The organism is Nonomuraea sp. NPDC050022, from assembly GCF_044460705.1.
Taxonomy (GTDB): Bacteria; Actinomycetota; Actinomycetes; order Streptosporangiales; family Streptosporangiaceae; genus Nonomuraea.
The window spans coordinates 972,291-991,758 of the sequence record NZ_JBITKE010000002.1; the positions used below are offsets into that span (position 1 = coordinate 972,291).

16 protein-coding genes are annotated in these 19,468 nt (G+C 72.0%); 2 read left to right on the forward strand and 14 right to left on the reverse strand.

What is annotated here, in order from left to right:
- Positions 1 to 7: 7 nt before the first annotated feature.
- From paaI to ACIBO2_RS11040, 10 genes are read right to left on the reverse strand one after another with little or no spacing between them, the layout of a single operon-like run.
- Positions 8 to 418, reverse strand: coding sequence for a hydroxyphenylacetyl-CoA thioesterase PaaI (gene paaI, locus ACIBO2_RS10995; RefSeq protein WP_358544318.1), 411 nt, complete (start codon positions 416 to 418; stop codon positions 8 to 10).
- Positions 415 to 1,278, reverse strand: a complete 864-nt coding sequence (locus ACIBO2_RS11000) for an SDR family NAD(P)-dependent oxidoreductase (protein WP_397296530.1) — start codon at positions 1,276 to 1,278, stop codon at positions 415 to 417. The genes paaI and ACIBO2_RS11000 overlap by 4 nt, the downstream gene beginning before the upstream one ends.
- Positions 1,275 to 2,528, reverse strand: a complete 1,254-nt coding sequence (locus tag ACIBO2_RS11005; protein ID WP_397296532.1) for an MFS transporter — start codon at positions 2,526 to 2,528, stop codon at positions 1,275 to 1,277. The genes ACIBO2_RS11000 and ACIBO2_RS11005 overlap by 4 nt, the downstream gene beginning before the upstream one ends.
- Positions 2,525 to 3,754, reverse strand: a complete 1,230-nt coding sequence (locus ACIBO2_RS11010) for an AMP-binding protein (RefSeq protein WP_397296534.1) — start codon at positions 3,752 to 3,754, stop codon at positions 2,525 to 2,527. Before ACIBO2_RS11010 ends, ACIBO2_RS11005 begins: the two co-directional genes overlap by 4 nt.
- A complete protein-coding gene (locus tag ACIBO2_RS11015; RefSeq protein ID WP_358544324.1) occupies positions 3,751 to 4,743 on the reverse strand; it encodes a hypothetical protein in 993 nt (330 codons plus the stop codon). The genes ACIBO2_RS11010 and ACIBO2_RS11015 overlap by 4 nt, the downstream gene beginning before the upstream one ends.
- On the reverse strand, positions 4,740 to 6,110 hold the full coding sequence (locus ACIBO2_RS11020; protein WP_358544325.1) for a lysine 2,3-aminomutase: 1,371 nt from the start codon (positions 6,108 to 6,110) through the stop codon (positions 4,740 to 4,742). Before ACIBO2_RS11020 ends, ACIBO2_RS11015 begins: the two co-directional genes overlap by 4 nt.
- Positions 6,107 to 7,807 carry a class I adenylate-forming enzyme family protein gene (locus ACIBO2_RS11025; RefSeq protein WP_358544327.1) on the reverse strand — a complete coding sequence of 567 codons (1,701 nt, stop codon included), beginning with the start codon at positions 7,805 to 7,807 and terminating at the stop codon, positions 6,107 to 6,109. The genes ACIBO2_RS11020 and ACIBO2_RS11025 overlap by 4 nt, the downstream gene beginning before the upstream one ends.
- Positions 7,800 to 9,140 carry a flavin monoamine oxidase family protein gene (locus ACIBO2_RS11030; RefSeq protein ID WP_397296537.1) on the reverse strand — a complete coding sequence of 447 codons (1,341 nt, stop codon included), beginning with the start codon at positions 9,138 to 9,140 and terminating at the stop codon, positions 7,800 to 7,802. Before ACIBO2_RS11030 ends, ACIBO2_RS11025 begins: the two co-directional genes overlap by 8 nt.
- Positions 9,137 to 9,373, reverse strand: coding sequence for a phosphopantetheine-binding protein (locus ACIBO2_RS11035; protein WP_358544329.1), 237 nt, complete (start codon positions 9,371 to 9,373; stop codon positions 9,137 to 9,139). Before ACIBO2_RS11035 ends, ACIBO2_RS11030 begins: the two co-directional genes overlap by 4 nt.
- Before the next feature lie 12 nt (positions 9,374 to 9,385).
- Entirely contained in the window at positions 9,386 to 11,014 is a 1,629-nt protein-coding gene (locus tag ACIBO2_RS11040) for an amino acid adenylation domain-containing protein (RefSeq protein ID WP_397296539.1), read from the reverse strand.
- Positions 11,015 to 11,218: 204 nt separating this feature from the next.
- On the opposite strand from ACIBO2_RS11040, the gene ACIBO2_RS11045 reads away from it, so the two are divergent.
- Positions 11,219 to 13,201: an AfsR/SARP family transcriptional regulator gene (locus ACIBO2_RS11045; RefSeq protein WP_397296541.1), complete on the forward strand. Its 1,983-nt coding sequence runs from the start codon at positions 11,219 to 11,221 to the stop codon at positions 13,199 to 13,201.
- On the opposite strand, the gene ACIBO2_RS11050 is transcribed toward ACIBO2_RS11045, so the two are convergent.
- A complete protein-coding gene (locus tag ACIBO2_RS11050; protein WP_358544333.1) occupies positions 13,174 to 15,051 on the reverse strand; it encodes a S8 family serine peptidase in 1,878 nt (625 codons plus the stop codon). The two genes, ACIBO2_RS11045 and ACIBO2_RS11050, sit on opposite strands and share 28 nt — an antisense overlap.
- A gap of 45 nt (positions 15,052 to 15,096) precedes the next feature.
- Between ACIBO2_RS11050 and ACIBO2_RS11055 the strand changes: the two genes are divergently transcribed.
- The gene (locus tag ACIBO2_RS11055) at positions 15,097 to 17,115 is read left to right on the forward strand and encodes a LuxR C-terminal-related transcriptional regulator (protein WP_397296543.1); all 2,019 of its coding nucleotides are present in this window, start codon (positions 15,097 to 15,099) and stop codon (positions 17,113 to 17,115) included.
- Positions 17,116 to 17,153: 38 nt separating this feature from the next.
- Here ACIBO2_RS11055 and ACIBO2_RS11060 read toward each other — a convergent pair whose 3' ends face one another.
- Genes ACIBO2_RS11060 through ACIBO2_RS11070 form a run of 3 tightly spaced genes read right to left on the reverse strand, consistent with a single transcriptional unit; the run spans position 17,154 to position 19,458 of the window.
- Complete coding sequence (locus tag ACIBO2_RS11060; protein ID WP_358544336.1) at positions 17,154 to 17,693, reverse strand: DUF1707 domain-containing protein; 540 nt, start codon at positions 17,691 to 17,693, stop codon at positions 17,154 to 17,156.
- Positions 17,690 to 18,493: an ABC transporter permease gene (locus ACIBO2_RS11065; RefSeq protein WP_358544338.1), complete on the reverse strand. Its 804-nt coding sequence runs from the start codon at positions 18,491 to 18,493 to the stop codon at positions 17,690 to 17,692. The genes ACIBO2_RS11060 and ACIBO2_RS11065 overlap by 4 nt, the downstream gene beginning before the upstream one ends.
- Positions 18,490 to 19,458, reverse strand: coding sequence for an ATP-binding cassette domain-containing protein (locus ACIBO2_RS11070; RefSeq protein ID WP_358544340.1), 969 nt, complete (start codon positions 19,456 to 19,458; stop codon positions 18,490 to 18,492). The genes ACIBO2_RS11065 and ACIBO2_RS11070 overlap by 4 nt, the downstream gene beginning before the upstream one ends.
- Between the last annotated feature and the right edge of the window lie 10 nt (positions 19,459 to 19,468).

Here is a 19,468-nt window from a genome sequence, read left to right on the forward strand (position 1 = left end):
CTGGCGGTCATGGAAGCTTCCCGTCGTCGCCCGGCGGCCTGCCGGAGACCGTCACGCTCTGGCCGCGGAACTCCGCGACGATCTCGCCCGCCGGGCGGCGTACGGTCACGTCGTAGACGCCGTTCCTGCCGTACCTGACGCGCTCCGTGGCCTCGGCGACCAGCTCGTCCCCGGCCGCGGCCGGGCGCAGGAACGTCACCTGCGCGCTGTGCGCCAGCGTGACGCGGCCGTGGGAGTTGCAGGCGTAGGCGAACGCGGCGTCGGCGAGCAGGAACAGGTAGCCGCCGTGGGCGATGCCGTGGCCGTTCACCATCTCGTCGGTGACCCGCATCCGCAGCCGCGCCCGGCCGGCGGCCACCTCCTCCAGCGCGATGCCGAGCGCGCGACAGGCCGGGTCCTCGGTGGTCATACCGTTCATACCGTGGCCCTTCGTACCGGGGCCCCGATCCAGGTCCTGGCCTGCGCCTGGACGGCCGACCCGTCCGGATCGGCGAGCTTGCGCGCCAGGTACGCCGCCACCCACTCGCTGGTGGGGACCCGGAACGGCGGCTCGTCCTCACTCAGCGCGCGCACCACCACCTCGGCCACCTCCCACTTGGACTGGCCTGCTCCCTCCCAGCCCGCGCCGCGCACCCAGTCGAGGTAGCCGTCGAACGTCGGCGCGTACGGCCCCGAGGCCGCCCGGATGGTCCCCCGGTTGATGTCCGGAAAAATCCCGAACTCGGTGTCTGGTACGAAGCCGGGCACGACCACGCTCACCCGCACCCCGTGCGCCGCCGCGACCGGCGCCAGGCTCTCCATGAACCCTTCGACGGCGCACTTCGCCGCCGCGTACGCCTCGTTGAACGGCTGGCCCACGACCCCGTGCACGCTGCCGATGGTCAGCAGGCGGCCACGGGCGGCGCGCAGCAGCGGCATCGCGACCCGGCTCACGGCGATGACGCCGAAGAAGTTCACTTCCAGGTTGGCCCGCAGCGCCTCCATGGTGGACATCTCCATCGTCGGGTCGAAGTTGGAGACCCCGGCGTTGTTGACCACCGCGTCCAGCCGCCCGTACTCCTCCCGCACGCCCTGGAGGCACGAGTCGATGGACGCGGCGTCGGTGACGTCCAGGCGGCGGATGTCCAGCGTGACCCCGGCCTGGTCGGCCACCTCGCGCAGCGCGCCGTCCTTGCCCGGGTCGCGCATCGTCGCCACCACGGTGAACCCGGCCCTGGCGGCGGTGACCGCGGTGGCCAGGCCGATGCCGGAGGACGTACCGGTGATCAGCACGGTCATGCCGGGCTCTCCTCAAGGTTCTTGGCGCGGTTCATCAGCGGCTGGATCCCCACCGCGGGCAGGAAGGAGAACGCGGCCAGCAGCGTGCCGGCGACCATGACCACCTTGGCCGCGTCGAGCACGCCCAGGCCGCCGGTCAGCAGGGTGACCGCCGTGCCGCCGACGAGCGCGGCCAGCGGGATGACTCCCCAGGTCACGGTGCGGAAGGCCGCGTGCATCACGCCCTGGTTCTCGGCCGTCATCCGCGACTGGCGGATCGGGGCGCTGCAGACGTTGATGCACGACATGAAGAAGCCGTAGCAGCCGAAGGTCACACCGATCACGGCCGCGGCGGGCAGCGCGGGCGCGGCGAGGATGCCCAGGCCGACCAGGCAGTGCAGCAGCAGTCCCCAGGCCATGGTCCGGCCGAGGCCCAGCCGTTCGCTGATCTTGGGCGCGACGAGCGCGCCGATCACCGCGCCGCCCGCCCCGGCCGACATCGCCGCCCCGAACACGCCCACCGAGATGCCCAGGCCCTGGTAGGCGAGCACCGGCAGGACGGTGACGAAGATCGGGCCGCCGGAGTTCAGGGTCACGGCCGCGATGACCACCCGGCGCAGCACCGGATCGGCCCAGTTCAGCCGGAACCCCAGCACCAGCCGCGACCACACGGAACCCTGCTGGACGGCCTTGACCCCCCAGGGCCGCATGGCGCGGAAGCACGCCGCCGAGACCAGGTAGCTGGCCGCGTCGACGAGCAGCGCAGCCACCCCGAGCACGTGGTACAGGCCCGCGGCGATCGACGGCCCGGCCACCTCGGACACCGTGCTGCTGCCCTCAAGGCGCGAGTACGCCCGCACCAGCTTGTCCTCCGGCACCGTGGTGGGCACGGCGACGAGGTAGCCGACGTTGAAGAAGATCGTCGCGCCGCTGATCAGCGCCACGCAGACGAACAGCAACGGCGTCGACAGCACGCCGAACCAGTAGGCCACGGGGATCACCGTCACCGCCACCAGCCGTACGACGTCGCACATCAGCATGGTCAGGCGCTTGTCCCACCGGTCGACCAGCACCCCGGCGACCGGGCCCAGCACGGGGATGCCGAGGTACTGGGCCATGGCCACGACACCCACCTCGAACGCGGAGGCGTGCAGCACGAAGATCATCAGTGTCGGGACCACGAACACCGTGACCCGGTCGCCGACGAGGCTCACCGTCTGGCCGCCCCAGTACAGGTTGAACTGCCTGCCCAGGGACTCCGGTAACCTCACGGCTCCTCCCGTACGACGAAGCCGGCGGTCTTGCCGGTGCGCTCGTTGCTGATCAGCGCGTCGACGGCCGTGACCCGGAAGGCGTGCGGGTCGTGCTGGAAGGCCGTGCTGATCGTGAACGTCGCGGACATGAGCTCTGCCCGCAGCCGTTCGGGCAGGTCCGGTGGCGCGTCCGCGTCGGTCAGCAGCAGCACGTCCACCGCCGAGACCCGGCCGCGCTGCTCGGTGATGAGGATCTGCGCCCGGGAGACGCCCGGCTCGCGCTCCGCCTGGGCGACGATGTCGTCCACGTGCAGCCCCAGCCCGCGTACCTGGACCACCGAGTCGCGGCGGCCCAGCACCCGCAGCGCCCGGTCCTCCCGGCCGCACTCGCAGGTGACGAAGCGGCCGGCGTCGCCGGTGCGGTAGCGCAGCACCGGGTTGAGCATGTCCGGGTCGAGCGTGGTGAAGTCCAGCAGCTCGTCGGCGTCGGTGTGCACGAGCTGCGCGGGCAGCGGGTGGAAGACGTCGGCCGGGCACCGCGGGGTGTTGGTGCCGATCACCCAGGTCTCCGTGCTGCCGAACATGCCCCAGCGGCGCGCGTCCGGCGCCACCACGGCCATGTCCTCGTCGAGCTGTGGGTGCCACGCCTCCCCGAGCCAGAGCACCTTGCGCAGCGCGGGCAGGCGCACGCCAGTGGCCCGCGCGTGCGCGAACCACAGCCGCAGCACGCTGGGGGTGCCGCCGAACGCGGTCACGCCCTGGGCGGTGAAGAACGACAGCCAGTCGCCGTACTCCTCCTTCGTCACCGAGCCCAGCGCGATGACCCGGCAGCCGGACAGGTCGGCGAAGGCCCCGGCCAGGAAGTGGGCGCCCCACATGCGGCCCGCGCCCCAGCCGTTGACGAAGACGTCGTCCGGGTCCAACGGCCGCCACTGCTCGTACACGCCGGCCATGTAGAACCCGGTGGGGGCGTAGCCGACCTTGGGCGCGCCAGTGCTGCCGCCGCTCTGGAACAGCCAGGTGGCGCCCTGCTCGGCCTTCGGCGTCAGGTGCGCCAGCGCCACGTTCAGGTCGTCCTTCACCAGCGGGGGAAGCGCGGCGACGTCCTCCAGCGTGAGCAGCTTGTCGCAGCCGGCGTAGCGTGGCGCCAGCGCGGGCACGGTCTTGAGCCGCTCCAGGGCTCGGCGCGGGACGCGCAGATGGGGCTCGGCCGCCTCGGGCGACAGTGAGAACGATTCGGTCATTTCTTCACCTGACTTTCGGTCAGCCAGCGGGTGTGGGCGTCGCGGTAGGCCGTCCAGCGGGCCCGGGTGACCTCGCGCTGGAGCGTGCGGTGCGGGTCGCCGTAGTCCGGGGCGATCACACCGTCGGGTTCGAGCTCGGAGAACCAGTACCGCTCGCCGTCGTACAGGAAGTCGACGCAGAAGAAGGGGATGGGCAGTTTCTCGTAGAAGTACGCCGTCGCCTCGGCCAGCTCGGGTGGGACGGGCGGGAACTCCATCGCGCCGCCCCGGCTGGCGTTGGCGACCGGCGAGCCGGGCTCGGGGATCCGCTTCATCACGGCGTACGGCTCGCCGTCGACGACGTAGACCCGGTAGTCGACCGTGCCGTCGCCCAGGTAGGGCTGGATCACGAGGGTGGTGTCGCCGCCCTGCGCGAGGCTGGCCAGGCCGCGGATCTCCTCGGCGTCGCGGGCCAGGTTCACTCCGCCGCCGCCGCACCAGCCGGACGGCTTGACGATGGCCGGGTAGGTCAGGTTCGCCAGCGCCACCTCGTACAGGTGCTTGCTGGTGTCCCGCCCGGTTCCGATGCGGAGGGTGGGCACCGGCGGGATGGGCGAATCGTGCAGGTAGAGGACCGTGGCCAGCTTGTCGTTGGCGATGGGCGACAGGCTCGGCGGGAACGACAGGTAGAAGCCGGCCTGTTCCAGCACGGCGTACAGCGCGTACTGGTTGAAGACGTCCATGGACTGGTAGGGCAGCGAGTACAACGCGGTGATGAAGAGCGTGTCCTCCGGAGTGACGAGTTCGTCGTCCACGTAGACGCGCGGTTTGCCGGTCTCCAGGCCGTCGACCGTCACCGCGTCCGGGGAGTGCCGGCACCAGCTCAGGCCGAGCTCGGCGGCCACGTCGGCGTAGAGGTCCCAGAAGAAGGGGTGCCACATCGCGGTGCCCCGGGTGGACTCGCGGTCGGGAAAGATCCAGCACATGCGGCGCAGCGTGCTCGGGGTCATGGTCGTCCCTCTCCGTCGGCCCACCAGCGGCGGCCCGGCTCGGGCAAGGTGTCGATCGGGTCGTAGAAGGGGAACAGGCGGTCCTCGACCGGCTGGAGCCCGATCCCGTGGTTCTGGGCCCAGTACGAAATGCCGCGTTCGCGGTCGTACTCCACCACCTGGTGCACCCAGCGCTTGCCGACGTACGGCACGTCGCACACCAGCCGCGGCGTCGCGTAGCCGGGGAGGTAGCCCATGATGGCTTCCTGCAGCCGCTGGGCCTGGTGGACCGGGATCCGCCAGTGTTCGGCGTTGGGGATCAGGTCGCAGAGGTAGAAGTAGTAGGGCAGGATTCCGGCCTCGCCCTGCAGCGCGAAGCACAGGTCCAGCAGGTCGCCCGGGGTCGTGTTCACGCCCCGCAGGAGCACGCCCTGGTTGCGCACGTCCCGTACGCCCGCCTCGAACATGGCCCGGGCCGCCTCGGCGACCAGCGGCGTCACCGACCGCGCGTGGTTGGCGTGGGTGTGAATGGCCAGGTTCACGCCGCGGGCGCGGGCGATGGCGGCCACCCGGCCCATCCCCTCGACCACGCGGGGCTGGAGCCAGTGCTGAGGCAGGCCGATCAGCGCCTTGCTGGCCAGGCGGACGTCCCGGACGGACTCCAGTTCGAGCAGCCGCAGCAGGAACGCCTCCAGTCTCGGCCACGGCAGGTTGGCCACGTCGCCGCCGGAGACCACCACGTCGCGCACGCCGGGCGTGCGCTTGAGGTAGTCCAGCATCAGCTCCTGCCGGTCCACGGGCTTGAGCGCGAGCCGGGCCTTGACGACCTGCGGCGTCGAGGTGCCGACCAGGTCCATCCGGGTGCAGTGCCCGCAGTACTGCGGGCAGGTGGACAGCAGCTCGGCCAGCACCTTCGTCGGGTAGCGGTGGGTCAGCCCCTCCACCACCCACATCTCGGCCTCGTGCAGCGAGTCGCGGCGGGCGCGCGGATGGCTGGGCCAGACGGGATGCCGGTCGGAGCGGACCGGCAGCAGGTAGCGCCGGACCGGGTCCGCCAGGAAGGCCCGGGTGAACGCGGCCGGATCGCTCACGGGCTCCGGCGCCATCACGTTGAGCAACTGCGGTGTGATCAGTATGGACATGGTCGCGAACCGGGCCACGTCGGCCGCCAGATCGGCGTAGAAGGACCCCTGGAGCAGGTCGCCCACCACCGCGCGTAGCTGCCCGGCGTTCTTCACGCAATGGGCGCGCTGCCACTGGGCATCGCGCCACTGCGCGTCGGTGACGCCGCGCCAGCCCGGCAGCCGCCGCCAGTCCGGCTCGACGAGCGGACGGCGCACATAGGTGTACGGGCCGCGGGCGACGTCGGCGTTCATCTGATGGCTCATCCGGTGAACAGCACCGCGTGGCGGGTACGGAGCTCGCGCTTGAGCACCTTGCCCGTGGGGCCGAGCGGGTAGTCCTCGTCGGTCCGCGCGATGATCACGGTGGCGAGCGTGGCCAGACCGGCGTCGGCGAGGGCCTTGTTCGCCTTGTCCATGACCTCGTCGGCGGTGGCGTCGGCGGCGCCGGCCTGCAGCCGCACCACGGCGATCGGGCGCTGCCCCTCCCCCGCCTTGCCGGGCACGCCGACGACCGAGCAGTCCTGGACGAGGTCGGCGCAGTCGGCGATGAGGATCTCCTCGATGGGCAGGCTGTAGACCGGCCCCGTCGCGGTGTCGATGACATCCACGGTGCGGTCGAGGTGGTAGAAATTGCCCTCGCTGTCGCGGCGCGCCACGTCCCCGGTCAGCCAGTAGCCGTTGAGCTCGAAGCTGCTGGTCAGCCTCGGGTCGTTCCAGTAGCCCGGCGTACGCGAGGGGGTGATCACGGCCAGCAGGCCGACGGTGCCGTCGGGCACCTCCTCGCCGTTCTCGTCCAGCACCGCGGCCTTGATCACCGCGTCCTGCGCCTTGCCCACGCACCGGTCGTCGCGCGGGGTCTCCGGCGCGGTCACCTGGCCGAAGAGCGCCATCCCCATCTCCGAGGAGCCGAGCCCGTCGACGAACTGGGAGCCGGGCCGCGGCTCTCCGGCGTCGCCCTGCGGAAGCAGCCACGACTTGATCAGGCCGGCGGGCCGCTCGCCGAGCTCGACCAGCCGCCTGATGTGCCCGTAGTGGGCGCTGTCTCCGGTGTTGAACCAGGAGTGGACCTTCGCCGCCCCCTTCACCGGGAGCTCACCGGTGGCCAGCTCTACGAACGTCCGGGGGAAGGAGGCCACCATGGTCGGCTGGAACGCCTCCATCACCGGCTCCACTGCCGTGCGCCGCCAGTCCGCCATGACCACGGTCGGCAGTCCGAGCAGCACCGCCGTGAGGAAGTAGCTGAGGCCGCCGGCGTGGGTGTGCGGCATGAGCGACATCAGCTTGTCGTACGGCTCGGCGGGGAAGCGCAGCATCCGCGGCTGCTTGCCGTCCCAGAAGCTGCGATGCCCGAGCGTCGTCGACTTCGGGGTGCCGGTGGTGCCGGAGGAGTGGATCAACGCCACGATGTCGTCGGGCGCGTGCTGGTAGGGGTACTCCTCCGGTAAGCGGCCGGAGTCGGCGTCGTAGGCCCGCACCTCGGCGGCCAGGGCGATGAACCTGGGCCTGGTCTGCGGGGCGTTCCGGTAGGCCATCTGCAGCCTGGTCGTGTCGTCGGCGACGATGCCGACGACGCCCACGTGGTCGAGGTAGCGGACCATGACGTCGGCCCGCATCGCGTCGTTGATCATCGTCGGGATGGCGCCGAGCGCCGTGAGCGCCAGGAAGTGGAGCAGCGGTTCGAGCCCTTCGGCCACCACGATGCCCACCGGCTCACCGGGCCGCACGCCGTTGGCCCGGTACCACTTGGCGTACCGGTCGCGCAGCGCCGCCAGGTCGACCAGGCTGTGGCCGCGCAGCACCACCCGGCCACGGTGGTCGTTGTGATGGCTGTAGACGAACGGCACCGCCCGGTTCGGGTTGGCCGCGAGGGCGTGGTCGAGGAAGTTGCCCGCGCCCAGGCCGGGCTCGGTCATGAATCCCTGCCGGACGGCCAGGGGGGCGATGGACGTGCTGTCAGTCATGGATGTTCCTCCATCGGTACGTCGCGCTTATCTCCGCGGCCACCCGGTGTCCCGATCGGATGGCTCCTTCCATCAGTCCGAAGAACTCGGTGCTCGTCTCGGTGCCGGCCCAGTGCACCCGCCGGTGGGGGGCCGTCAGCCGCGGGCCGAGCCGTGGCCAGTCGCCCGGCCCGAACAGCGCCGCGTAACAGCCCCGGCTGTAGCGCTCGTGGACCCAGTCGGTGACGTGGCAGCCGATCGGCTCCGGCAACCCGGGGAACAGCCGCGCGGCCTGGGCGACCGCCTGCTCGCGCTGCTCGTCGGCGGGCAGCGCGGCGTACCTGTACGCCTCCCTGCCGGTCACGAACCCGGTCAGCACGCCCACCCCGCCATCGGCGGGCGAGTCGTCCACGGTGGACAGCAAGGGGCCGCGCGCGTTGACCGACCAGCCGGACAGCCCCTGCTCCCGCCAGGCCGGCGTCGGGTACACCAGGTGGACCTTCACCGCGCAGCCGGGCCCCGTACGCTCACCGGAGCGGGTCGCGGGCAGCCCTGGCCGGTGGTCGATCGCGTCGGCGAGCGACGGCGGCACCGCGATGACCACGGCCTGGGCCCGCACCGATCCGGTCGCGGCCACGACGGTCACGCCGTCGTCGTCCTGGTGGATCGCGCGCACCGGCTCGCCGAGCCGCACCCGGTCGCCCAGTCCGGCGGCCAGCCGACGGCACACCTGGTGCGCGCCGCCGTCGATCCGGTCCTCCTGCGCGCCGCCCGCGAAGGCGTTCAGGTAGCGGATCCCGCCGCCCGAGCGCAGGTAGAAGGCCATGTGCAGAACGGACACGTCCGCCGGGTCGGCGGCCATCATCTCGCCGAGGAACAGCGGGAAGAACAGCCGCGCGTCCGGATGACGCAGGTGCTCGCGCGCCCACTCGGCCGCGGTCAGCGCGTCCAGCCGGGCGGCGCCCGCCGACAGCCAGGGGGCGTCCGCGCGCACCCCGCGGTCCAGCTCGTCCAGCGCGTCGAACAGCTCGCCGAGCGCGACCGCCGACAGCGGCGGGAACCGGCCCGCCCGGGTCTGCCCCTCGCCGCCGAGCGCGAACCGGCTCGCGCCGGCCATGGTGGTCGGGGTGGTCTTCAGGTCCAGCTCGGCCAGCAGGGCGATCAGGGCGGTGTGCCGGTCTCCCAGGTACGCGGCGCCCGCGTCCACCCAGACGCCCGGGGCGACCTCGATGCCGTGCGTACGGCCGCCGACCCGCTCGCGCGCCTCGAAGACGGTGACCTCCACGCCGCGTGCCGCGAGGTCGGTGGCGGCGGTGAGCCCGGCCAGGCCGGCTCCCACGACGACGACACTCATGCCGGGCTCGCGCTCTGCTCGGCGCTCGCGATCTTTTTCGCCAGGGCGCTCGGCGTCGACGCGTCGAGGAAGTCGTCGAAATCCAGTTCAACGCCGCTGGTACGGGCGATCGCGCTCAGTACACGGGTGGCGAGCAACGAATCCCCGCCCATGACGAAAAAGTCTGAGTCCGCGCTGACTTCCGGGTTCTCCAGGACACGCTGAAATACCGCCGAGACGGCGTTGACATTCACGGAATGGTCTCCTCAAACGGTGGCGGACGCGTATCGCCGATGCGAGCCGGCCCGGTCGACTTTTCCGCTCGCCGTGTAGACGAGTTCGGGGACGACGATGATCCGGCTGGGCACGAGATGGCAGGGGACGCGGTCGCGCAGATAGTCCCGGACATCGGCGGCCAGCGTCGTGTCGTCGTCGGCGGGTGAGCCGGGGACGATGGTCGTCTCGTCGTCGGCGGGTCGGCCGGGGACGATGTAGGCCGCGAGCGTCGTGTGGTCGGCGACGGTGACGCCCGTCACCGCCACGGCGCCCACTCGCGGATGACCGGAGATCTGCGCCTCGACCTCGCCCGGATCGACCCGGATGCCGCGGATCTTGAGCTCGTGGTCGAGCCGGCCTTCGTGCGTGAGCGTGCCGTCGGCGGCCAGGCCGACCCGGTCGCCGGTACGGAAGTACCGCTCGGAGCCGAGCTCGACGAACCGCTCCGCCGTTGCCTCCGGCAGGCCCCGGTAGCCCAGCGCCAGTGAGGGGCCACCGACCAGCAGTTCGCCGTCCTCACTGACATGCTGCCCGACGTGCGGGAGGGGCCGCCCGATCGGCACCCGCTGCCCCGCTCCCCCTGCGGCCAGCGGGCCGTGCAGGTCTAGGGCGTGGGTGATGAGCGTCGTCTCCGTACACCCGTAGGTGTTGACCAGGCGGATCCCATCGGTGTCGAGCGCGCGCCAGTCGGCCAGCCGCGCCGCGCTCACGGCCTCCCCGCCGATGACGACCAGCCGGACGCAGGCGGGCAGCGTGGCCCCCTCGTCCACCAAGTGGCGCACCAGCTCGTGCCAGAACGCCGACGGGAGGTCCATCACGGTGATCCCCTCGGCGGCGATCATGCGCAGCATGCGGTGGAACGATCCCGAGTGGGCGTGGTCGTGGAAGACCAGCGTCGCGCCCGTGGTGAGGGTGGGCAGGATCTCCTCGAAGCAGGTGTCCCAGTTCAGGGACGCGAACTGCAGGACGCGGTCTTCGGGGGTGAGGCCGAACAGCTCCCGCAGCGCGCCGGTCACGACGGCGATGGCCCGCCTCGGGGTCACCACGGGCTTGGGCGCGCCGGTGGATCCGGACGTGAACAGGATGTAGGCCGGATCGTCCCCGGCGACGACGACCTCTGTCTCCGGGGAACGGGCGGCCTGGCCCGCTTCGGCGCGGGAGGGGAGATCGGGAAGATCCACCAGGCGCACGCCGAGCTGACTGGGGTCGGCGGGCCCACTGGGGTCGGCGGAATCTGCGGGATCGGCGGGGTCAGTGGGACTACTGGTGGGCTTGGTGGAATTGGTGGACTTGGTGGACTTGGTGGTGGGGATCACTGTCGTGCAGCCGCTCGCCGACATCAGCGCCTGACGCCTCGGCGACGGAAACGCCGGGTCGATGGGCACGTACGTTCCGCCCACCGCCAGGATGCCGAGCAGGGCGGCCACCGTCGCCGGCGACCGGGACGCCAGCACCCCGACCACCCCGGGACGCGGGCCCAGCCGCCGGCCGGTCGCGTGCGTCCACGCGTGGAGTTGGGCGTAGGTGAGGGTCTGGCCGTTGTACGCGATCGCCGGGCGGTCCGGATGGCGGCCGACCGCGCCGGCGAAGTCCTTGATCAGGTCGTACGGATAAAACAAGGTTGCCTCTTTCCGAGCTGACCCCGGGGAGCACCGCGTATTTTCATCCCACGTGCATTCGACGTCGAATGCACCCCGGAGAACGCGTTCAGAGTGCCGCAGGGCGCTGCAGGGGGGCTTGATTCCGGAAGGATTTCTACTGGACTGCGTCTCGTGTCTTTCGTATGGCGGCCTGTAACCACGACGTGCCAGACGGGGAGCGATATGCCAGACGGATTAGAACTGCAGGGCCTCGGCCAAGCGCTGAAGATAGGACTGCTGGGAGCGGTGCGAGCGTGGCACGGACATCAGGAGGTCTTGCTCGGACCACCCCGGCAGCGGGCGGTGCTGGCCTTGCTGGCGCTGGAGGCGGGCCGGACCGTGTCGGTCGAACGATTGATCGAAGGGCTGTGGGGAGAGCGGGCCCCCACAGGCGCCCGGGGCATGGTGCAGGGGTACGTCTCGCGGCTGCGGCCCGCCCTGGCCAGAGCCAACGTCACGATCGCGTACTACTCGCAGGGTTACCTGCTCAGGCTCGCCGCTGAGCAGGTGGACGTACACGAGTTCAGGAACGCGGTCGCCCGCGCGCGGACGATGGAGTCCGCCGAGGCACGGGCCACCGGGCTGAGACGCGCGCTGGCGCTGTGGCGGGGCGAGCCCCTGAGCGGTGTCTCCGGCGGAGGGCTGCTGGACCTGCTGCGCGATGCCCTCGTCGAGGAACGGCTCGCGGTCACCGAGGAATGCCTGAACGCCGAGACGCGGGCGGGCCGGCACGCCGGGCTGGTTCCCGAGCTGATCGCGCTCGTCGCGGAGAACCCCTTCCGGGAGGGCCTGGTCGGATTGCTCATGCTGGCGCTGTACCGGGCGGGCCGGCGGGTGGACGCGCTGGAGCGCTACGAACGCACCCGCCGCCGCCTCATCGAGGAGCTGGGCCTGGACCCCAGCCCCGAACTGCGGCAGCTTCGCCAGCGGATACTCCGGGGGAAGGTCTCCACCATCAGGTCGCCCGACCTCTTCGCTCTCACCGGGTCCGCTCTCACCGAGTCCGCTCTCAACGAGTCCGCTCTCAACGAGGGCGAGACGTGGGAGGCGTCGGCGATGCCGGCGCAGCTGCCGCCGGAGCCGGGGCAGTTCACCGGGCGGGCGGCCGAGCTCCGTCTCCTGGACTCGGCCGCGACCGGCGGCGACACGGCGGCGATCTCCATGGTCACCGGCACGGGCGGGGTCGGGAAGACGGCGCTGGCCGTCCACTGGGGGCACCGGATGCGCTCCCTGTTCCCCGACGGCCAGCTCTACGTCAACCTGCGCGGCCACTCGCCGGAGCGTCCGCTGCGTCCGATCGAGGCGCTCGGGCAGTTCCTGCGCGGGCTCGGCGTGCCCGCCGAACGGGTGCCGCACGCGGAGGAGGAGGCCAGCGCCGCCTACCGCAGCCTGCTCGCCGACAGGAGGGTCCTGGTGATCCTGGACGACGCCGGCAGCGAGGAGCAGGTCCGTCCGCTCCTGCCCGGCGGCCGGCGCTGCGCCACCGTGATCACCAGCCGGGACCGGCTGACCGGCCTCGTCGCCCGGGACGGCGCGATCCCCGTTCCGCTCGGCATGCTGGCCCCGGACGAAGCGGGCACCCTGGTCGGCCGACTCCTCGGCGACGAGCGCCTGGCGGCCGAGCGGGACGCCGCCCGTGAGCTGGCCAGGGCCTGCGGCTACCTGCCGCTGGCGCTGCGCGTCGCGGCGGCCGGCGTCCTCGGCCGGCCCGCCGGGGGCATCGCCGGCCAGGTGCGCCGGCTCGCCGGGACCCGGCTGTCCTCGCTGGCGGTCAACGGGGATCCGCACGCGGCGGTGCGCGGAGCGTTCGACCTGTCCTATCGCCGTCTGGACCCGCCGTCACGGCGGCTGTTCCGGCTGCTCGGCCTCGTCCCCGGGCCGACGTTCACCGCCGAGACCGCCGCCGCGCTCTCCGGTGCGCCCCCGGGCGAGACCGACCTCCTGTTGTGCCGGCTCGCCGCCGCGCACCTCATCGAGGAGGGTGAGCCGGGCCGCTACACCTTCCACGACCTGATGCGGGAGTACGCCCGCGAGCGTGCCCGGGCCGAGGAGAGCGAGCTCGACCGTACCCACGCCGAAGCCCTGACGCGCCTCGCGCGCCCCCGGCGGGAGCCGGAGGCGCGCGATTCACTCCAGGATCAGGGCTTCTTCCAAGGCTCGAAGTAGGCCACCGTCGCGAAGTCGATCTCCAGCGCGTCGGGTGGGCTCCCGCCTGTCGCGCTGGATCCGGTCACGAAGATCCGGACCCCGGCACCGCCGGCCGCGTCCACGGCGAGCGCGTGCGCGTTGTCCGAGGCGCCGGCCGGGCCGTCGTAGTGGCCCGTCCAGGTCTGCCCGCCGGTCGCGGCGTCGTAGGCGATCGTCACGTAGTCGTCGCCCCTGGTCTCGTCGTCGGTGCTCCGACCGGTGACGACGACCGTGCCGCCGTCCGGCGTCACGGCGACGTCCCAGGCGACGTCGTCGCCCTTCGCCTGACCGTCGTAGCGCTGGACCCAGGCCCGCTTACCCGTGGCGGGGTCGTAGGCGATCGTGGTGTAGTCCGACCGCGTCCTCTCGCCCTCGGTGTTGCCGGTGACGTAGGGCACGTTCAGCTCACGCGCCTGGAGCGAATAGCCCTTCTTGGCCAGCGCGTCGCAGACCTGCTCCGACACGCCCTTGGTCGTGGCGCACAGGAACGCGATCCAGTCCTCGATACCGCTGTCGTAGACCAGGCCGGGGTCGGCGGCGCTGTTCGGGGTGACGTGGCCGGCGCCCTGGCTGAAGATCACCGACGGATCGGTGCCCGGCCCATCGAGGATGTCGGAGCCGCTTGTCATCAGCGCCGACTTGATCGCCATCGGCGACCAGTCCGGGTGCAGGTCCTTCAGCAGCGCGGCGAGCCCGGCGACATGCGGGGCCGCCATGGAGGTGCCGCTGGAGATGTTGAACTCGGCCCCGTTGGCGCCCGGCGGCGCGTACGCCGCGAGGATGTCCTGCCCCGGAGCGATCACGTCCGGCTTCAGCAGGTCGCCGCCCGCGGCGTACAGCGGGCCGCGCGAGGAGAACTCCGCGACGTACGGAGCCGGCGTGTTGTTGTTGATCTTGGCCTGGTCGATCGTCGCCGTCGCGCCGTCGGCGGCGGCGTAGTCCTTGACCGCCTGCCTGTCCTTGACGGCCAGGTGCACCGTGGGCAGGGAGTGGAGGTCGGCATTGAGCGAGTTCTCGTCGGTGTTGGTGAGGATCATGCCGATGCCGCCCGCCTCGGCGACGGCCACGCTCTTGTTGACGCGGGGCGTCTCGCCGCGGTCGCAGACGACGATCTTGCCTTTCACCTTGGCCGGGTCGAGCACCGCCTTGCCGTCGTTGTCCCTGGCGGCGTAGCACTGCGCCAGCCGTGTCGGGTCGGCGCCGGGCAGTTCCGCCGCCGTGGCGTCGACGAGCGGCGCGGGCCCGGCCTTGGTGGCGGCCAGCGAGGCGCCGCTGTAGGTGGTGCCGTTGCCGAGCGTCGCCGACCCTTGCGTGCCGCGGTTGTGCGTACCGGCCGCGACCGTGGTCACCCAGGGAGAGGGGTGCGCCACGGTGGTGGCGGCCGGGCCGCTGTTGCCGCCCGCGGCGGCGACGAAGACGCCCGCCTCCGCGGCGGACAGGAACGCCATCTCCGCCGGGTCGAGGAAGTCCGACTGCGTACCCGAGACCGAGTAGTTGATGACGTCGACGCCATCCGCCACCGCCTGGTCGATGGCGGCGACCAGGTCCGAGTAGTAGCCGTTGGCCGTCGAGGCGTCCTGCGTCGACCAGAGCGCCTTGTAGGCGGCTATCCGGACCCGTGGCGCGATGCCGCTGATCTCGCCGAACGCCGCGGCCGCCCCCGTCGCCCGCACGCCGTAGTTGCCGCCCGAGGTGGAGGAGGTGTGCGTGCCGTGCCCGTTGTAGTCGCGCGGTGACAGGAACTCCCACGGAAGCTGCTCCTTGACTCCCGCGTCACCGCCCCACCCGGCGTCGAAGTGCTTGGCGGCGATCAGCTTGCCGTTGCACATCCCGCTGTTCCAGGAGTCGTCCGGGCTCCCGGTCGTACACGTGCCGTGGAATCCGCGAACCGGGCCGTACGGCTTCCCGTCCGCGTCGCGGCCGGCGGCATCCCGTTCGTGGTGGAGGAGGTGCTCCGTACGCTCCTGGAGCGCCTGCCCGCGAGCGTGATCCCCGGCCGGTCGGACGTCCTGGCCGAGCTCGCCGTTCCGACGGTGTTGCGCGACGTGGTGCTGCGACGGCTTTGCTCGCTCGACGACGCGGCGCGGGAGATCCTCGGCGCCGCCGCGGTCATCGGCATGGCGCCCGATGACGGGGTGCTCGCGGAGGTCACGGAGCGCGGCCCGGCGCAGATCGCCCGTGCTCTCGGGCAGGCGCAGGCGGTCGGACTCCTGCACGAGGAGGACGGCCGGTGCCGGTTCCGGCACGCCCTGGCGCGGCAGATCGTGTACGAGTCCGTAGCGGTGTCCGGCCGACGGTGGCTGCATCTCAGGACCGCGCGGGCCCTGGAGTCGGTGGCCGGTCCCCGACCGGTGGCCAGGCTCGCCCACCATTTCCGGCTCGCGGGCCAGACGACGGAGTTCGTCGGCAACGCCGAGGCCGCCGCCGACACCGCCTTGTCCCACGGCAACGACGCCACGGCGGCGAGGTTCCTGCTGCAGGCGCTGGAGATCGGCGAGCTTCCCCGTGAGCTACGCGTGCGGCTGGCCGTCAAGCTCGGCCGGGTGGCGGTCGACGGGCTGGCGCACGCCCAGGCCGTACCGATACTCGAACGCCTGCTGGCCACCGAGCCGCTCCCCGCTCCGCTACGTGGCGAGTTGCGCTTCGCCCTCGGCCGCCTGCTGCGTCAGCAGGGTGAGGCGCGGGCGGGCTACCTGCAGATCGAAGGCGCGATCGACGATCTCGCGGACCGGCCCGCGCTCCTCGGCCGCGCGCTCGCCGTGCTCGCCGCGCCGGAGACCGTGGTGAACCGGCACGTCAGCGAGCACACCGCGCGCTGCGAGCAGGCCGAGGAGGCCTCGCGTCGCAGCGGCGACCGGGACGTCGACATCGCGGTACGCATCGCGCGGGCGTCGCTTCTGCTGGAACAGGGCGACCCGGGAAGCTGGCGGCTGATCGATGACCTGCTGCGCGACGACGGTCTGCGGTCGGCGCCCAAAGAGCACGCCCGCGCCTGCCTCAACTGGGCGCAGGGCGCCCTGCACATCGGCCGGCTCGAACGCGCGCAGGGCCTGCTGACCGAGGGCCGTCAGGCCGCCGACCAGGCCGAATACCTCCGGGTGGCGGACGTCGTCGAGCTGGTGACGGCCGCCGTCGACCGGGCCGCCGGGCGGTGGGAAGGGCTGGAACACCGCCTGCGGCCGCTGGAGGGCGCGGCGGCCACGTTCGCCGCCGGGTCCCTGGACTCGCGGCTGATGCGGGGCGCGCTGCTCGCGGCGACAGGCCCGGCGGAGGAGGCTGTGGCGGGCCTGGGCGAGGTGATCGCGATCGCCGAGCGGGTCGGCGCCGTCTGGCCGCTCATCTCCGCCCGGATGACGCTGTCGCGGCTCCTGCTGACCCTCGACGACGCCGTGGGCGCCGTCGGGCAGGCCACCGCCGGGCTCGACCAGGTGCGGGCCAAGGGGAACTGGGTGTGGGGCGCCGAGACCGTACTGTGCCTCGTGGACGCCCTGGACACTCTCGGGACGGCCGGCGAGGCCGCCGCGCTGGTCGACGAGCTGAGCGCGGAGATCGACGGCGCCGAAGCGCCGATCGCGCAGGCCGCCGCGCTGAGCGCCCGGGCCGTCATCGCCCGGATCTGCCGGATCATGCGGCAGAACGGGGTGCCCATCCCTTATCCGTGGCGCGGCGGGCGGCCCTCTCATGGGCAGACGCTGTCGTCACGGGAGCGGGAGGTGGCGCTGCTGGCGGCGGCGGGGAAGACCAACCAGGAGATCGCGACCGAGCTGTTCCTGTCCAGGCTGACCGTGGAGAGCCACGTCTCCAGCTCGCTGCGCAAGCTCGGCCTGCTGTCGCGCAAGGAGCTCCGGGGCCTCACGACGTTTCCGGCCGACCCGTCTGACGCGCCTGTCTGAGCCGAGCCCGGCTGCTCTTCCAGGTCCGTCGGGCGCGCCTATCTGACCAGGCCGCGCGGGTGGCGGACCCGAAGATGGCCGTACGCGAACTCCCCGGCGATCTGGACATGCAGCCGTCCGGGACGCGGACGACCGGGCGCCTTGCAGATCACCCGCCCCCACTCGGTCCGCGCCTGGTCGACGTTCGCCGTCGCGCCGGCCGGCAGGATGATCAGCGCGGAGCCGTACGCGAGCCGGAGCTCGATCCCGATCTCGGGATGGTCGATGACGGCCTCCGACAGGTCGAGGTGCACACCGCCGTACTCGGACTCGACCCGCAGCACGCGCGGGACCTGCCAGTCGCCCGTCCGTCTGACGCGCCCGCCGGTGGACCTCAGCAGGACCACCTCCTCCTCGGGAGGGTCGGGCAGGTCGGCGACCGCCCGCGCCAGATCGCCCTGGGTCACGGCGGTGAGGGCCCGTTCGACCCGCTCCTCCATCTCGGCGAAACCGAGGCGGCCGTCGGCGTAGGCCTGCTGGACGCGCTGAACGATCCGGTCGCGCTCGACGTCGACGTGCCGTCCCGCGGGGAGGTTCATTGGGAGACCGCCCTCTTGTACAGGCGCGTGGCCAGCGGGACGAACACCGCCAGGATCAGCACGCACCAGCCCACCGACACCGCCACCGCGTGCTGGAGCGGCCACGCGTCGGGCACCGGCCTGAGGGCGGTGGTGTTGCCGAACAGTTCGCGCGCCGCCTGGACGAAGGTGGAGACCGGGTTCCATTCGGCGACGGGCTTGAGCGGGCCGGGCAGCCGGGAGCTGTCGACGAAGACGTTGGACAGGAAGACCAGCGGGAACGACACGAGGGTGGCGATGTTGTTGAACACCTCCGGCGTACGGAGGGCCAGCGCGATCGTCGCCGTCACCCACGAGAAGGCGTAGGCGAACAACAGCAGCAGCAGGAACCCCGCGAGAGCCTCGAGCGGAGAGGAGTGGACGCGCCAGCCGACCAGGAGTCCCACCAGCGCCATCGTGGCGATGCTCGTGATGTTCATGAGCATGTCGCAGAGCGTCTGCCCGACCAGCACCGCGGACGGTGCCATCGGTAGCGTGCGGAACCGGTCGAAGATGCCCTTCTGCAGGTCCTGGGTGAGCGTGTAGCCGGTGATCTGCGCGCTGGTGACGATCGTCTGGACGAAGATCCCCGGAAGCAGATACTCCGGGTACGAGATGCCGGGCAGGTCGATCATGCTGCCGAACACGTACACGAACAGCAGCACGAACACGACCGGCAAGATGATCACGCCCCCGAGCAGGTCCGGGGCTCGCCTGATCTTGAGAGCATTGCGCTTGCTGATCGTCATGCCGTCGGCGATCGCCATCTGAAGGGCGCTCATCGGACCGTCTCCCGGGTGTCGTCGGTGGCGGCCTGGTGGCCGGTGAGGCTGAGGAAGACCTCGTCCAGGGTCGGCCGCCGCAGCCCGGCGTCGCGTACGGTGACGCGCTCGGCGGCCAGGTGACCCAGGGCGGTGGTGAGCGAGGCGGCGCCGCCCGCCACGGGGATGGTGATGCTCAGGGAGGTGGGGTCGGTCCGGACGTCGGCCACGGCCAGCGGCGCCAGGACCCGGCGTACGGTCTCCAGGTCGGCGGCGTGGCTCAGCGTCAGCTCGATCCGGTCGCCGCCGACCTGGTCCTTCAGCTGGTCGGCGGTGCCGAGCGCGATCACTCGCCCGTGGTCGATCACCGCGATCCGGTCGGCGAGCCGGTCGGCCTCCTCCAGGTATTGGGTGGTGAGCAGTACGGTCGTGCCGCCCGCGACCAACTCGGAGATGACCTCCCACAGGGCCACCCTGGCGCGGGGGTCCAGGCCGGTCGTGGGCTCGTCCAGGAACAGCACCGGCGGATCGGCCACCAGCGCGCCGGCCAGGTCGAGCCGGCGCCGCATGCCGCCGGAGTAGCCCTGCACCGGGCGGTCGCCGGCGTCGGTCAGGTCGAAGCGCTCCAGCAGCTCGCGGGCGCGTTGCCTGCTGCGCTTGGTGCCCAGGTGGTAGAGGCGGCCGACCATCTCCAGGTTCTCGGCGCCGGTGAGGTGCTCGTCGACCGCCGCGTACTGGCCGGACGCCCCGATGTGGGAGCGCAGGCGCTGGGCGTCGGCGACGACGTCGAGTCCGGCGACGGTGGCGTGTCCGGCGTCCGGCCGCAGCAGGGTGGTCAGGATCCGCACGGTCGTCGTCTTGCCGGCGCCGTTGGGGCCGAGTAATCCGAAGACCGTGCCTTCGGGGACCGACAGGTCGATGCCGTCCAGAGCGGTGACGGTGCCGTATTTCTTGACCAGACCCTCGGCCACGATCGCGGGGGGCATGAGATCTCTC

Bases quoted from the DNA above. Each gene is read 5' to 3' on its own strand.
- ACIBO2_RS11030 (WP_397296537.1), bottom strand. From the start codon at position 9,140: ATGAGTGTCGTCGTCGTGGGAGCCGGCCTGGCCGGGCTCACCGCCGCC.
- ACIBO2_RS11050 (WP_358544333.1), bottom strand. From the start codon at position 15,051: ATGTGCAACGGCAAGCTGATCGCCGCCAAGCACTTCGACGCCGGGTGG.
- ACIBO2_RS11015 (WP_358544324.1), bottom strand. From the start codon at position 4,743: ATGACCCCGAGCACGCTGCGCCGCATGTGCTGGATCTTTCCCGACCGC.
- ACIBO2_RS11070 (WP_358544340.1), bottom strand. From the start codon at position 19,458: ATGCCCCCCGCGATCGTGGCCGAGGGTCTGGTCAAGAAATACGGCACC.
- ACIBO2_RS11020 (WP_358544325.1), bottom strand. From the start codon at position 6,110: ATGAGCCATCAGATGAACGCCGACGTCGCCCGCGGCCCGTACACCTAT.
- ACIBO2_RS11010 (WP_397296534.1), bottom strand. From the start codon at position 3,754: ATGACCGAATCGTTCTCACTGTCGCCCGAGGCGGCCGAGCCCCATCTG.
- ACIBO2_RS11060 (WP_358544336.1), bottom strand. From the start codon at position 17,693: ATGAACCTCCCCGCGGGACGGCACGTCGACGTCGAGCGCGACCGGATC.
- ACIBO2_RS11000 (WP_397296530.1), bottom strand. From the start codon at position 1,278: ATGACCGTGCTGATCACCGGTACGTCCTCCGGCATCGGCCTGGCCACC.
- ACIBO2_RS11065 (WP_358544338.1), bottom strand. From the start codon at position 18,493: ATGAGCGCCCTTCAGATGGCGATCGCCGACGGCATGACGATCAGCAAG.
- ACIBO2_RS11025 (WP_358544327.1), bottom strand. From the start codon at position 7,807: ATGACTGACAGCACGTCCATCGCCCCCCTGGCCGTCCGGCAGGGATTC.
- paaI (WP_358544318.1), bottom strand. From the start codon at position 418: ATGAACGGTATGACCACCGAGGACCCGGCCTGTCGCGCGCTCGGCATC.
- ACIBO2_RS11045 (WP_397296541.1), top strand. From the start codon at position 11,219: ATGCCAGACGGATTAGAACTGCAGGGCCTCGGCCAAGCGCTGAAGATA.